Annotated in this window: 13 protein-coding genes; 11 read left to right on the plus strand and 2 right to left on the minus strand. The window is 74.7% G+C overall.

Annotated features, from left to right (window positions below; translation table 11 throughout):
- Window positions 1-324 precede the first annotated feature (324 nt).
- Window positions 325-549, minus strand: a complete 225-nt coding sequence (locus ABFY03_RS29305) for a hypothetical protein (protein WP_319009227.1) — start codon at window positions 547-549, stop codon at window positions 325-327.
- Between the two features lie 144 nt (window positions 550-693).
- Between ABFY03_RS29305 and ABFY03_RS29310 the strand changes: the two genes are divergently transcribed.
- From ABFY03_RS29310 to ABFY03_RS29320, 3 genes are read left to right on the plus strand one after another with little or no spacing between them, the layout of a single operon-like run.
- Window positions 694-1,908, plus strand: a complete 1,215-nt coding sequence (locus tag ABFY03_RS29310; protein WP_346171210.1) for a sensor histidine kinase — start codon at window positions 694-696, stop codon at window positions 1,906-1,908.
- Complete coding sequence (locus tag ABFY03_RS29315; protein WP_346171211.1) at window positions 1,905-2,591, plus strand: response regulator; 687 nt, start codon at window positions 1,905-1,907, stop codon at window positions 2,589-2,591. Before ABFY03_RS29310 ends, ABFY03_RS29315 begins: the two co-directional genes overlap by 4 nt.
- 34 nt (window positions 2,592-2,625) lie before the next feature.
- Window positions 2,626-3,018 carry a PaaI family thioesterase gene (locus tag ABFY03_RS29320; protein ID WP_319009263.1) on the plus strand — a complete coding sequence of 131 codons (393 nt, stop codon included), beginning with the start codon at window positions 2,626-2,628 and terminating at the stop codon, window positions 3,016-3,018.
- Between the two features lie 13 nt (window positions 3,019-3,031).
- On the opposite strand, the gene ABFY03_RS29325 is transcribed toward ABFY03_RS29320, so the two are convergent.
- Window positions 3,032-4,024 carry a Gfo/Idh/MocA family protein gene (locus tag ABFY03_RS29325; RefSeq protein WP_319009230.1) on the minus strand — a complete coding sequence of 331 codons (993 nt, stop codon included), beginning with the start codon at window positions 4,022-4,024 and terminating at the stop codon, window positions 3,032-3,034.
- Between the two features lie 161 nt (window positions 4,025-4,185).
- Here ABFY03_RS29325 and ABFY03_RS29330 point away from each other — a divergent pair, with 161 nt between their 5' ends.
- The 8 genes from ABFY03_RS29330 (at window position 4,186) to pcaDC (ending at window position 12,464) form a co-directional block, all read left to right on the plus strand.
- The gene (locus tag ABFY03_RS29330) at window positions 4,186-4,899 is read left to right on the plus strand and encodes a GntR family transcriptional regulator (protein WP_346172323.1); all 714 of its coding nucleotides are present in this window, start codon (window positions 4,186-4,188) and stop codon (window positions 4,897-4,899) included.
- Between the two features lie 98 nt (window positions 4,900-4,997).
- Complete coding sequence (locus tag ABFY03_RS29335; RefSeq protein WP_319009231.1) at window positions 4,998-6,017, plus strand: sugar ABC transporter substrate-binding protein; 1,020 nt, start codon at window positions 4,998-5,000, stop codon at window positions 6,015-6,017.
- Window positions 6,014-7,078 (plus strand): ABC transporter permease, encoded by a 1,065-nt coding sequence (locus ABFY03_RS29340; protein ID WP_319009232.1) that lies wholly within the window; start codon window positions 6,014-6,016, stop codon window positions 7,076-7,078. Before ABFY03_RS29335 ends, ABFY03_RS29340 begins: the two co-directional genes overlap by 4 nt.
- Window positions 7,075-7,863, plus strand: a complete 789-nt coding sequence (locus ABFY03_RS29345) for an ATP-binding cassette domain-containing protein (RefSeq protein WP_319009233.1) — start codon at window positions 7,075-7,077, stop codon at window positions 7,861-7,863. The genes ABFY03_RS29340 and ABFY03_RS29345 overlap by 4 nt, the downstream gene beginning before the upstream one ends.
- A 56-nt stretch (window positions 7,864-7,919) precedes the next feature.
- Window positions 7,920-9,080, plus strand: coding sequence for an ROK family glucokinase (locus ABFY03_RS29350; protein ID WP_319009234.1), 1,161 nt, complete (start codon window positions 7,920-7,922; stop codon window positions 9,078-9,080).
- On the plus strand, window positions 9,077-9,655 hold the full coding sequence (locus ABFY03_RS29355) for a hypothetical protein (protein WP_319009235.1): 579 nt from the start codon (window positions 9,077-9,079) through the stop codon (window positions 9,653-9,655). Before ABFY03_RS29350 ends, ABFY03_RS29355 begins: the two co-directional genes overlap by 4 nt.
- A gap of 36 nt (window positions 9,656-9,691) precedes the next feature.
- Window positions 9,692-11,110, plus strand: a complete 1,419-nt coding sequence (locus ABFY03_RS29360) for a DEAD/DEAH box helicase (RefSeq protein WP_346171212.1) — start codon at window positions 9,692-9,694, stop codon at window positions 11,108-11,110.
- Window positions 11,111-11,189: 79 nt separating this feature from the next.
- Window positions 11,190-12,464 carry a bifunctional 3-oxoadipate enol-lactonase/4-carboxymuconolactone decarboxylase PcaDC gene (gene pcaDC / locus ABFY03_RS29365; RefSeq protein WP_319009237.1) on the plus strand — a complete coding sequence of 425 codons (1,275 nt, stop codon included), beginning with the start codon at window positions 11,190-11,192 and terminating at the stop codon, window positions 12,462-12,464.
- Window positions 12,465-12,500 lie beyond the last annotated feature (36 nt).

Here is a 12,500-nt window from a genome sequence, read left to right on the forward strand (position 1 = left end):
CGAGTCCCCGCTGCTCGCCCGCGCCCGCCGCACGCAGGCGTGGGGCCTCGGCCTCCTCGCCGTCGCCGGCCTCCTCTGGGCCTGGTTCGCCGTCCTCCTCGTCACCCCGTACGGCGAGGACGGCGACGAGTGCCCCGCGCTGATCGCCAGCGAGTACGCCCACGCCGACGACTGCGTCGAAGCGCGCGACTGGCCGCTCCTCGTCGCCCTGCTCGGCGGCTCGGTGCCGTGCGCCGCCCTGGGCGCCGGACTCAGCGCGAGCGGCGGCGCCCAGCGCCGGCTCGCCGAACACCTCGACACCGCCCCCCGCGGCTAGCCACCGGCTCAGGACCTCTTCTCGACCCGGTCCGAGACGATCATCAGGACCAGGCCGAGCACGGCGACCACGATGTTCGCGAAGACCTCGCGGCCTTCCAGGAACCCCACGTGCTCGGTCAGGAAGCGCGTCGCGCCCATGAACGAGAACCAGCCGTCCGTCAGCTCCCGCACCACACCGCAGACCCCGAAGACGGTGAGCAGGAAGCCGGTCACCTCAAGAAATCTCCTCATGCGGCGATCATGGGCGCGCCGCCCGGCCGGCCGCGTCGGCCGCCGGTCGACCGCCCCGCGACCGAAGTATCGACCCGCGCGACTTCGGTCGCGGACGGGCGCCGCGGACCGGTGCGCCGGGGCCCCGCTGCGTACATTGCGGATATGACGCGAACGGACCGGCAGCGCTGGCTGCTCCCCTCCCACCTGGTCGAACCGGGCGGGAGCGGGGCCGCCCGGCCGCGCCGTACCGTCCGCGACTGGGTCGTCGACACCGTGGTCTTCCTGCTCGCCGCCTTCTTCGGGCTCGTCGCCCTCGACACCAGCGCCCGCTACAACAGCGACGCCGTCAATCTGGTGGACCAGATCGTCGGCGCCCTCGCCTGCTGCGCGCTCTGGCTGCGCCGCCGGTGGCCCGTCGGGCTCGCCGCCGTGCTGGCCGTCGTCGGCGCCCTCGCCCCGGTCGCCGCCGGCGCCATGCTGGCGAGCCTCTTCAGCGTGGCCGTCCGCCGGCCCTTCCGGGAGATCGCCTGGATCCTCGGGATCGCCCTCGCCGGCGCCGTCGCCACCGTCTTCGTCCGGCCCGACCCCGAGACCGGCGCCGTCCTCGGCATCGTCCTCGGCGTCTCCCTCACCCTGCTCGTCACCGCCTGGGGCATGCTCGTCCGGGCCCGCCGCCAGCTCGTCGAGGCACTGCGCGAGCGCGCCGAGCGGGCCGAGACGGAGGCCGAGCTGCGGGCCGCGCAGGCCCAGCGGCTCGCCCGCGAGGCCATCGCCCGCGAGATGCACGACGTCCTCGCCCACCGGCTCACCCTGCTCAGCGTCCACGCCGGCGCCCTGGAGTTCCGGCCCGACGCCCCGCCCGAGCAGATCGCCCGCGCCGCCGGCGTCATCCGCGACAGCGCCCACGACGCCCTCCAGGACCTGCGCGAGATCATCGGCGTGCTGCGCGCCCCGGGGGAGGAGAACGGCGGCGGCGACCGGCCGCAGCCCACCCTCGCCACCCTCGGCGCGCTCGTCGACGAGTCCCGCGCGGCCGGGATGACGGTCGTCCTCGACTCCACCGTCGACGACCCCGGGACCGTACCCGCCGCCACCGGCCGCACCGTCTACCGCATCGCCCAGGAGGGCCTCACCAACGCCCGCAAGCACGCCCCCGGCGCCCGGGTCACCGTGCGGCTGCGCGGTCGGCCCGGCGACGGGCTCACCGTCGAGGTCCGCAATCCGGCCCCCGACGGACCCGTGCCGCACGTCCCCGGCTCCGGACAGGGCCTCATCGGGCTCTCCGAGCGCGCCGCCCTCGCCGGCGGGCGCCTCGACCACGGCCCGGCCCCCGGCGGCGGCTTCGCCGTCACCGCCTGGCTACCGTGGCCCCCATGACCATCCGGCTGCTCCTCGTCGACGACGACCCCCTGGTCCGCGCGGGCCTCACCCTGATGCTCGGCGGCGACGCGGCCGTCGAGATCGTCGGCGAGGGCTCCGACGGGAGCGAGGTCCCCGACCTCGTCGCCCGGCTCGCCCCCGACGTCGTCCTCATGGACATCCGCATGCCGCACGTCGACGGGCTCACCGCCACCGAACTGCTCCGCGCCCGCCCCGGCGCCCCCGAGGTGATCGTCCTGACCACCTTCCACGCCGACGAGCAGGTGGTGCGCGCGCTGCGCGCCGGCGCCGCCGGGTTCGTCCTCAAGGACACCCCGCCCGCCGAGATCGTCGCCGCCGTCCGCCGGGTCGCCGCCGGCGACCCGGTGCTCTCCCCGGCCGTCACCCGCCAGCTGATGAGCCACGTGGCCGGCCGCCCCGAGGCCCGGCCCCGCCGGGCCGGCGCCGCCGAACGCCTCGCCGGGCTCGCCGACCGGGAGCGGGAGGTGGCCGTCGCCGTCGGCCGCGGCGCCTCCAACGCGGAGATCGCCGCCGAGCTGTACATGAGCGTGCCGACGGTGAAGACGTACGTCTCCCGGCTGCTCGCCAAGCTGGGCCTCAACAACCGGGTCCAGATCGCCCTCCTCGTCCACGACGCCGGTCTCCTCGATCAGGACCCCCGGGACGGTACCGACGAGTAGGGTGACGCGGGTGACCGATACCGCCACCCTCGCCATGGCCCGGGACATCCTGCGGGCCCAGCCCTTCAGCCGCCTCGTCGGCGCGGACGTCCGCGCCTTCGGCGACGGCGGCGCCACCCTCGAACTGCCGATCCGCGAGGACCTGCGCCAGCAGAACGGCTTCGTGCACGGCGGAGTCCTCTCGTACGCCGCCGACAACGCGATCACCTTCGCCGCCGGCACCGTCCTCGGCCCGGCCGTCCTCACCGCCGGGTACTCCATCGACTACGTCCGCCCCGCCGTCGGCGTCACCCTCCGCGCCCGCGCCGAGGTGCTGCACGCGGGCCGGCGCCAGGCCGTCGTCCGCTGCGAACTCCTCACCGTCGACGAGGAGGGCGGGGAGACCGTCTGCGCCCTCGCCCAGGGCACCGTCCGCGCCGTCGGCTGACCGCCGGCCGCGCTCAGTCCGCGACCCGCACCGGCCGCCGCTCGCGCCGGGACCGCTCGCAGGCGTCCGCGACCCGCAGCGCGGCCAGCGCCTCGTGCCCGTCGCACGGGTTCGGGACCTCGCCGCGCACCAGCCGGACGAAGGCGTCCAGCTCCGCCTCGTACGCCGGGGCGAAGCGCTCCAGGAAGCCGGGCCACGGCTTCGGCGGCGGCGCGGGGGAGTGCGGCTCCAGCGAGGTGAGCGGGGTGCGCTCGTCCAGGCCCACCGCCAACTGGTCCCGGTCGCCCGCCAGTTCCATCCGTACGTCGTACCCGGCGCCGTTGCAGCGGGTCGCCGTCGCCGTCACCAGCGTGCCGTCGTCCAGGGTGAGCAGCGCCGCGGCCGTGTCGACGTCGCCGGCCGCCCGGAACATCGCCGGGCCCGCGTCCGAGCCGGTCGCGTACACCTCCACCACCTCCCGGCCGGTCACCCAGCGCACGATGTCGACGTCGTGCACCATGCAGTCCCGGAACAGCCCACCGGAGAGCGGCAGATACGCGGCGGGCGGCGGCTCCGGGTCCGAGGTCACCGTCCGTACCGTGTGCAGCCGGCCCAGCCGCCCCGCCCGGACCGCCTCCCTGGCCGCCCGGTACCCCGTGTCGAAGCGGCGCATGAAGCCCAGCTGGAGCTCGGTGCCCGCCTCCGCCACCGCCGCCAGCGCGGCCCGCGTGCCCGGCACGTCCAGCGCGATCGGCTTCTCGCAGAAGGCCGGCAGACCCGCCCGCGCGGCCCGGGCGATCAGCTCCGCGTGCGCGGCCGTCGCCGAGGCGATCACCACGGCGTCCAGGCCCCGCCCGAGCAGCGCCGGCACGTCCGGCACGGCCTCGGCGCCCACCGCCGCCGCCACCGCGGCCGCCCGCGCCGGATCGGCGTCGGCGACCACCAGCGCGCCGACCCCGGGATGCCGGGCGAGCACCCCCGCGTGAAAACTCCCGATCCGGCCCGTACCGATGAGTCCGATGCGCATGGCCCCACCGTGGGCGCCCCGCCGGACCGTGTCAAGGTTTGTCAGGACAAGCGCCGGCCACGTCCCGGTGAAGCCGGTACGACGCCTTCCCGGCGTCCCGGGGCGGGGCTACGCTCCCAGCCGTGGCCAAGCAGTCCGGATCCCCCCTGCCGCCGTTCTCCGTGGACCGCGCCAGCCCGGTCCCGCTCTACTTCCAGCTGGCCCGGCAGCTGGAGGAGGCCGTCGCCGACGGGACCCTGCCGCCCGGCACCCTCCTCGGCAACGAGATCGACCTCGCCGCACGCCTCGGCCTCTCCCGGCCCACCGTCCGCCAGGCCATCCGCACCCTCGTCGACCGCGGCCTCCTCGTCCGCCGCCGGGGCGTCGGCACCCAGGTCGTCCACTCCCGCGTCCGCCGCCCCCTGGAGCTCAGCAGCCTCTACGACGACCTGGAGGCCGCCGGCCACCGCCCCGCCACCCGTGTCCTCGTCGACCGCGTCGAACCCGCCGGACCGGCCGTCGCCGCCGCCCTCGGCGTCCCCGAGGGCACCGGCGTCCACTACCTGGAGCGGCTGCGCACCGCGCACGGCGAGCCGCTGGCGTACCTCCGCAACCACCTCCCCGCCGGGCTCGTCGACGCCGCCGCCCTGGAGACCACCGGGCTCTACCGGCTGCTCCGCGCCGCCGCGCTCACCCTGCACACCGCCCGCCAGTCGATCGGCGCCCGCGCCGCCGCCCCCGAGGAGGCCGCCCTCCTCGCCGAGGAGCCCGGCGCGCCGGTGCTCACCATGGAGCGCACCACCTTCGACGCGACCGGCCGGCCCGTGGAGTCCGGCTCCCACCTCTACCGGGCCGGCCGCTACTCCTTCGAGTTCCAGCTGATGGTCCGTCCGTAGGCGCGCCGGAGCGGGGGCGGGGCCCCCTGACGAGCGCCCTGACCCGCATGACCGATACTGCAATGCACGCAGAAGGACACAAAGGAGGGCACGGCCTCGTGACCAGGCTTCGGACAGGAGGGGTACGCGCCGCGATCGGCGCCGTGCTCGCACTCGCGCTCACGGGAGCGCTCGCCGGGTGCAGCAGCACGGGCGGCAAGCGGGCGGAGGACGCCCGCAAGGCGGCCGCGGCCCAGGGCCGGGCGGCCGTGGACACCCCCCGCTGGTCCTTCGCGATGGTGACCCACTCGGGCGACGGGGACACCTTCTGGGACATCGTCCAGAACGGCGCCGAGCAGGCCGCCGCCAAGGACAACATCAACTTCCTCTACGCCCACAGCGACGAGGCCCAGCAGCAGGCGCAGCTGATCGACTCGTACGTCGCCAAGGGCGTCGACGGGCTCATCGTGACCCTCGCCAAGCCCGACGCCATGAAGGCCGCCGTGGCGAAGGCCGTCAAGGCCGGCATCCCGGTGATCACCGTGAACTCCGGCGCCGAGCAGTCCAAGGCGTACGGCGCCCTCACCCACATCGGCCAGGACGAGACCGTCGCCGGCCAGGCCGTCGGCGAGGAGCTGACGAAGCGCGGGAGGAAGAAGGCCCTCTGCGTCCTGCACGAACAGGGCAACGTCGGCCACGAGCAGCGCTGCGCCGGCACGAAGGAGACCTTCGGCGGCGAGCTGGTCAACCTCTACGTCGACGGCACCAACATGCCCGACGTGAAGGCGTCCATCGAGGCCAAGCTCCAGTCCGACAAGGACGTCGACGCCGTCGTCACCCTCGGCGCCCCCTTCGCCGACGCCGCCGTCCAGGCCGCGAAGAGCGCCGGCAGCAAGGCCGAGATCGACACCTTCGACCTCAACGCCAAGGTCGCCGCCGCCCTCGCCGACGGCACCCTCGGCTTCGCCGTCGACCAGCAGCCCTACCTCCAGGGCTACGAGGCCGTCGACCTGCTCTGGCTCTACCGCTACAACGCCGACGTCCTCGGCGGCGGCAAGCCCGTCCTCACCGGGCCGCAGATCATCACGAAGGACCAGGCCGGGGCCCTGAAGCAGTACGCGGAGCGGGGGACCCGATGAGCGCCACGGCACCCCCGTCCGCACCGGGCGACGGCATCGACCACGTCGACGAACGCCTCCTGCGCACCACCCCGCTGAAGAAGCTCCTCGCCCGCCCCGAGCTGGGCTCGGTCGTCGGCGCGATCGCCGTCTTCGCCTTCTTCTCGGTCGCCGCCGACGGCTTCCTGCGCCCCTCCAGCCTCGGCACCGTCCTGTACGCGGCCTCCACCCTCGGCATCATGGCCGTCCCGGTCGCCCTGCTGATGATCGGCGGCGAGTTCGACCTCTCCGCCGGCGTCCTCGTCACCAGCTCCGCGCTGGTGTCGTCGATGTTCAGCTACCAGATGACCGCGAACGTCTGGGTCGGCGTCGGCGTCTCGCTGCTCGTCACCCTGGCCGTCGGCGCCTTCAACGGCTTCATGCTGACCCGGACGAGACTGCCCAGCTTCATCATCACGCTCGGCACCTTCCTCATGCTGACCGGCCTGAACCTGGGCGTCACCAAGCTGATCACCGGCACCGTCTCCACCAAGTCGATCGCCGACATGGAGGGCTTCCCCTCCGCCCACTCCGTCTTCGCCTCCACCCTCACGGTCGGGAGCGTGGAGCTGAAGGTCACCATCCTGTGGTGGCTCGCGCTCGTGGCGGTGGCCACCTGGATCCTGCTCCGCACCCGCTTCGGCAACTGGATCTTCGCCGTCGGCGGCGGCGCCGACGCGGCCCGCGCGGTCGGCGTCCCGGTCCACCGCACCAAGATCGGCCTCTACATGGGCGTCGCCTTCTGCGCCTGGATCGCCGGCCAGCACCTGCTCTTCTCCTTCGACGTCGTGCAGTCCGGCGAAGGCGTCGGGAACGAGCTGATCTACATCATCGCGGCCGTCATCGGCGGATGCCTGATCACCGGCGGCTACGGATCGGCCATCGGCTCCGCCGTCGGCGCCCTGATCTTCGGCATGACCAGCAAGGGCATCGTCTACGCCGAGTGGAACCCCGACTGGTTCAAGTTCTTCCTGGGCGCGATGCTGCTGCTCGCGACCCTGCTGAACGCCTGGATCCGCAGGCGCGTGGAGGCGACCAAGTGACCACGACCCCGCTGGTGGAGCTGACCGGCGTCAGCAAGTACTACGGCAACATCCGCGCCCTCGAAGGGGTCTCCCTGGAGGTCCGCGCGGGCGAGATCTCCTGCGTCCTCGGCGACAACGGCGCCGGCAAGTCCACCCTCATCAAGATCGTCGCCGGCCTCCACCGGCACGACTCCGGCACCTTCCGCATCGAGGGCGAGGAGGTCGCGCTCGCCAACCCCCGCGACGCCCTCGACCGGGGCATCGCCACCGTCTACCAGGACCTGGCCGTCGTCCCCCTGATGCCCGTCTGGCGGAACTTCTTCCTCGGCTCCGAGCCGACCAGGGGCAAGGGTCCCTTCAAGCGGCTCGACACCGAGCACATGCGGACCACCACCCGCGCGGCGCTGCTCCGCATGGGCATCGACCTGCGGGACGTCGACCAGCCCATCGGCACCCTGTCCGGCGGCGAACGCCAGTGCGTGGCCATCGCCCGCGCGGTCCACTTCGGTGCCAAGGTCCTCGTCCTCGACGAGCCGACCGCCGCCCTCGGCGTCAAGCAGTCCGGCGTCGTCCTCAAGTACGTGGCCGCCGCCCGCGACCAGGGCCTCGGCGTGGTCCTCATCACCCACAACCCGCACCACGCCTACCTCGTCGGCGACCGGTTCGTGCTGCTCAAGCGCGGTGTGATGGCCGCGAGCCACACCAAGGAGTCCGTGACGCTCGACGAGTTGACCCGCCAGATGGCCGGCGGCAGCGAGCTGGACGACCTCCGCCACGAGCTGGAGCGCCCCTCCGGCCCGTGACCCGCCCCGCCGCAACATCACGCGGACCCGACACCCCTCCTGGCAGAATCGAGCCGATGAGTACCTACCGTGACCCCGCCCGGGGCGGCGTCCTGCGGACCGTCGGGACCCGCGAGCGGCGCTCCCACCTGTCGGCGCCCCGGGTGCCGACGGTGGGCATCGACATCGGCGGGACCAAGGTGATGGCGGGCGTCGTCGACGCCGACGGCACCATCCTGGAGAAGATCCGCACCGAGACCCCCGACAAGTCCAAGAGCCCCAAGGTCGTCGAGGACACCATCGTCGAACTGGTCCTGGACCTCTCCGACCGGCACGACGTGCACGCCGTCGGCATCGGCGCGGCCGGCTGGGTCGACGCCGACCGGGCCCGCGTCCTCTTCGCCCCGCACCTCGCCTGGCGCAACGAACCCCTCCGCGACGCCCTCCAGGACCGGCTCGCCGTCCCCGTCATGGTGGACAACGACGCCAACACCGCCGCCTGGGCCGAGTGGCGCTTCGGCGCCGGCCGAGGCGAGGACCACCTCGTCATGATCACCCTCGGTACGGGTATCGGCGGTGCCATCCTGGAGGACGGCAAGGTCAAGCGGGGCAAGTACGGGGTCGCCGGCGAGTTCGGGCACATGCAGGTCGTGCCCGGCGGCCACCGCTGCCCCTGCGGCAACCGCGGCTGCTGGGAGCAGTACAGCTCCGGCAACGCCCTGGTCCGCGAGGCCCGCGAGCTGGCCGCCGCCGACTCCCCGGTGGCGTACGGCATCATCGAGCGGGTCAAGGGGAACGTCCCCGACATCACCGGTCCGCTCATCACCGAGCTGGCCCGCGAGGGCGACGCCATGTGCGTCGAACTGCTCCAGGACATCGGGCAGTGGCTCGGCGTCGGCATCGCCAACCTCGCCGCCGCCCTCGACCCCTCCTGCTTCGTCATCGGCGGCGGCGTCTCCGCCGCCGACGACCTGCTCATCGGCCCCGCCCGGGACGCCTTCCGCCGCCACCTCACCGGCCGCGGATACCGCCCCGAGGCCCGGATCACCCGCGCCCAGCTCGGCCCCGAGGCCGGCATGGTCGGCGCCGCCGACCTCGCCCGGCTGGTCGCCCGCCGGTTCCGCCGCGCCAACCGGCGCCGGGTGGAGCGCTTCGAGCGGTACGAGCGGTACGCGCAGGCGCTCCGCCCCGGGACGCACGGCCGGGCCTCCCGCACCCCGGAGGACCCCGGCTCATGAGCGTGCAGGAACGCCTGCCCGAGCAGCGCCACACCGAGCAGCGGATGCCGGAGGACCGCGGCCGGATGATCCGCCGCCGCTGGCTGACGGCGGTCATCATCGTCCTGCTCGTCGGCATCCCCGCCGGCTACCTGGTGATCTCCGCCGGGCAGAGCCGGGCGAGCGGCGTCGACAAGGAGCGCGAGTCCTCCGTCGTCGGCCTCCAGGACAACTGGCCCTCGCTGATGAAGCGCCGCATCTTCGAGGTCCCCGTCCCGGCGGGCGCCTCCGGCGTCGCCTACTACGAGACCAGCAACTGGAAGACCAGCCGGCTCTACGTGCAGTTCACCACCACGGCGACCGGCCTCGACGCCTTCCTCGCCGAGTCCGGCACCAGCCGCTCGGCGCTCACCTCCGGCCGGATCACGGTCTCCGGCCGGGACGCCGACATCGTCGGCTGGACCTTCCCCGACGGCCTGACCTGGTCGGGCACCACCGTCACCCGGGAGGACCCCCGCCCCACCTCCGACATCACCGTCGACCTCACCGATCCGGCCTTCCCGCGGGTCTTCACGGTCTCCACCACCAGCCCCTGACCGGCGGGCCGCCCGCGGCGGGTGACAATGGACCCCATGAACAGCTCCCCCCGCCCCACCGCAGCCGAGGACGACTTCGCGCAGCACGCCGGTGCCACGCCGGCCCTCCCCGCCGTCGTCTCCTTCGACGAGCTCGGGCTGCCCGCCGAGGTGCGGAAGCTGCTCACCGCGCAGGGAGTCGTCACCCCGTTCCCCATCCAGGCGGCGACCCTGCCGAACGCCCTCGCCGGGCGGGACGTCCTCGGACGCGGCCGGACCGGCTCCGGCAAGACGCTCGCCTTCGGGCTGCCGCTCCTCGTGCGCCTCGCCGGGCGCCGCGCCGAGGCACGCAAGCCCCGGGCCCTGGTCCTGGTGCCCACCCGCGAGCTGGCCCAGCAGGTCACCGACGCGCTCGCGCCGTTCGCCGGGGCGCTCGGGCTGCGGCTGGCCACCGTGGTCGGCGGCATGTCGATCGGCCGGCAGGCCACGGCGCTGCGCGACGGCGCCGAGGTCGTGATCGCCACCCCCGGCCGCCTGCTGGACCTCGTCGAACGCAAGGACGCCCGGCTCGACCGGGTGGAGATCACCGTCCTCGACGAGGCCGACCAGATGGCCGACCTGGGCTTCACCGACCAGGTCACCGCCCTCCTCGACCTGGTGCGCGAAGGGGGCCAGCGGCTGCTGTTCTCCGCCACCCTCGACCGGAACGTCGACCTCCTCGTCGAGCGCTACCTCCACGACCCGGTCGTCCACTCGGTCGACCCCTCGGCCGCCTCCGTCGACGGCATGGAGCACCTGGTCCTCCAGGTGCACGGCGCCGACAGGTTCGCCACCGCCACCGAGATCGCCGCCCGTGACGGGCGCACCATCATGTTCCTGGCCACCAAGGCGTCCGTCGACCGCTTCACCGCGCACCTGCGCGGCAGCGGCGTCCGGGCCGCCGCCCTGCACGGCGACAAGTCCCAGCCGCTGCGCACCCGCACCCTGGAGCGGTTCCGCACCGGCGAGGTGACCGTCCTGGTGGCCACCAACGTGGCCGCGCGCGGCATCCACGTCGACGAGATCGACCTCGTCGTGAACGTCGACCCGCCCGCCGACCACAAGGACTACCTGCACCGCGGCGGCCGCACCGCCCGCGCCGGCGGCTCCGGCACCGTCGTCACCCTGGTCCTGCCCGACCAGCGCAAGGACGTGCTCCGGCTCATGGCGGACGCGGGGCTCCGGCCCCGGGTCACCCAGGTCCGCTCCGGCGAGGCCGAGCTGACCCGGCTCACCGGCGCCAGGGCACCCTCCGGCGTCCCCGTCGACGGCGCCGCCCCCAGCACCGAGCGCCCCAAGCGCGGCGGCGCGCAGTTCCGCGGCATCGGCACCGTCCCCGGCAAGCCCGGCCGGGCGAAGAACGAGTCCCGGCGGTCGGCCGAGGAGCGGAAGCTGGCCGAGGCCCGCAGGGCCGCCCGGGTCCGCCGGGGCCGTTGACACCCGGCGGGAGCCACGTCACACCGCGACGTCCGACCCGGCGCCGCGCGGGACGCGACGGGATGAGAGGCTCGGGCGAGTGAGTGAGACACCGACGAACACCCTGCAATACCGAGTCGACGGGCCCGACGACGCTCCCGTCCTGGTCCTGGGCCCCTCGTTGGGCACCACCTTCCACATGTGGGACCGCCAGATCCCGGAGCTGACCCGGGACCGGCGCGTCGTCCGGTTCGACCTGCCCGGCCACGGCGGCGCCCCCGCCCAGCCCTTCACCTCCGTCGCGGAGCTCGGCGACCGCCTCCTCGCCACCCTCGACACCCTCGGCGTCCAGCGCTTCGGCTACGCCGGCTGCTCCCTCGGCGGAGCCGTCGGCCTCGACCTCGCCCTGCGCGCCCCGCACCGGGTCGCCGCGCTGGCGCTGGTCGCGACCGCGCCGCGGTTCGGCACCGCCGACGAGTGGCGGCAGCGCGGCGTGGTGGTCCGCACCAACGGCCTGGAGCCGATGGCGCGCACCGCGCCCGAGCAGTGGTTCACCCCGCACTTCGCCGCCAACCAGCCCGCCATCGTCGACTGGGCCGTCCAGATGGTGCGGACCACCGACGCCGCCTGTTACGTCGCCGCCTGCGAGGCCCTGGCCGTCTTCGACGTCCGGGCCGCCCTCGGCAGCATCGGCGTGCCCGCGCTGGTCCTGGTCGGCTCCGAGGACCGGGTGACCGGCCCCGCCGAGGCCCGTACCCTCGTCGCCGGCATCGCCGACGCCAAGCTGGCCGTCGTCCCGGGCGCCTCCCACCTCGCCCCGGTCGAGCAGCCGGCCGCCGTCACCGACCTGCTCCTGGAGCACTTCTCGGCGACCGGCCTGGAGACCAGCGGCAGCCTGGCCGTACCGCCGCCCGTCCCCACCGCCGCCCCGGCCCCGGCCGAGCCGCCCGCCCCCGCCCCGGCAGCGGCCGAGGACGGTGCGGAGGGCCCGGCGGTCCGCCCCGACCCGTACGAGCGGGGGCTCGGGCTGCGCCGCGAGATCCTCGGCGACGCCCATGTCGACCGGGCGCTCGCCGACCCGGACGCGGGGGACTTCCAGGCGCTCGTCACCCGCTACGCCTGGGGCGAGGTCTGGGCCCGGGAGGGCCTCGACCGGCGCACCCGCAGCGTCGTCACCCTGACGGCTCTGGTCGCCGGCGGGCACCGGGAGGCGCTCGCCGACCACACCCGGGCCGCACTCCGCAACGGCCTCTCACCCGCCGAGATCCGCGAGATCGTGCTGCACACCGCCGTCTACTGCGGCCTCCCGGCCGCCGAGACCGCCCTCTCCACGGTCAGCCGCGTGATCACCGAGGAGACCACGCCGCCGGCCTAGGCCGGCGGCGCTCGCGCCACGCCGGGCCCGCACGCC

It is taken from the genome of Streptomyces roseofulvus (genome assembly GCF_039534915.1).
Taxonomy (GTDB): Bacteria; Actinomycetota; Actinomycetes; order Streptomycetales; family Streptomycetaceae; genus Streptomyces; species Streptomyces roseofulvus.

Bases quoted from the DNA above. Each gene is read 5' to 3' on its own strand.
- ABFY03_RS29305 (WP_319009227.1), bottom strand. From the start codon at position 549: ATGAGGAGATTTCTTGAGGTGACCGGCTTCCTGCTCACCGTCTTCGGG.
- ABFY03_RS29325 (WP_319009230.1), bottom strand. From the start codon at position 4,024: ATGCGCATCGGACTCATCGGTACGGGCCGGATCGGGAGTTTTCACGCG.
- ABFY03_RS29310 (WP_346171210.1), top strand. From the start codon at position 694: ATGACGCGAACGGACCGGCAGCGCTGGCTGCTCCCCTCCCACCTGGTC.
- ABFY03_RS29340 (WP_319009232.1), top strand. From the start codon at position 6,014: ATGAGCGCCACGGCACCCCCGTCCGCACCGGGCGACGGCATCGACCAC.
- ABFY03_RS29320 (WP_319009263.1), top strand. From the start codon at position 2,626: ATGGCCCGGGACATCCTGCGGGCCCAGCCCTTCAGCCGCCTCGTCGGC.
- ABFY03_RS29350 (WP_319009234.1), top strand. From the start codon at position 7,920: ATGAGTACCTACCGTGACCCCGCCCGGGGCGGCGTCCTGCGGACCGTC.
- ABFY03_RS29315 (WP_346171211.1), top strand. From the start codon at position 1,905: ATGACCATCCGGCTGCTCCTCGTCGACGACGACCCCCTGGTCCGCGCG.
- ABFY03_RS29355 (WP_319009235.1), top strand. From the start codon at position 9,077: ATGAGCGTGCAGGAACGCCTGCCCGAGCAGCGCCACACCGAGCAGCGG.
- ABFY03_RS29360 (WP_346171212.1), top strand. From the start codon at position 9,692: ATGAACAGCTCCCCCCGCCCCACCGCAGCCGAGGACGACTTCGCGCAG.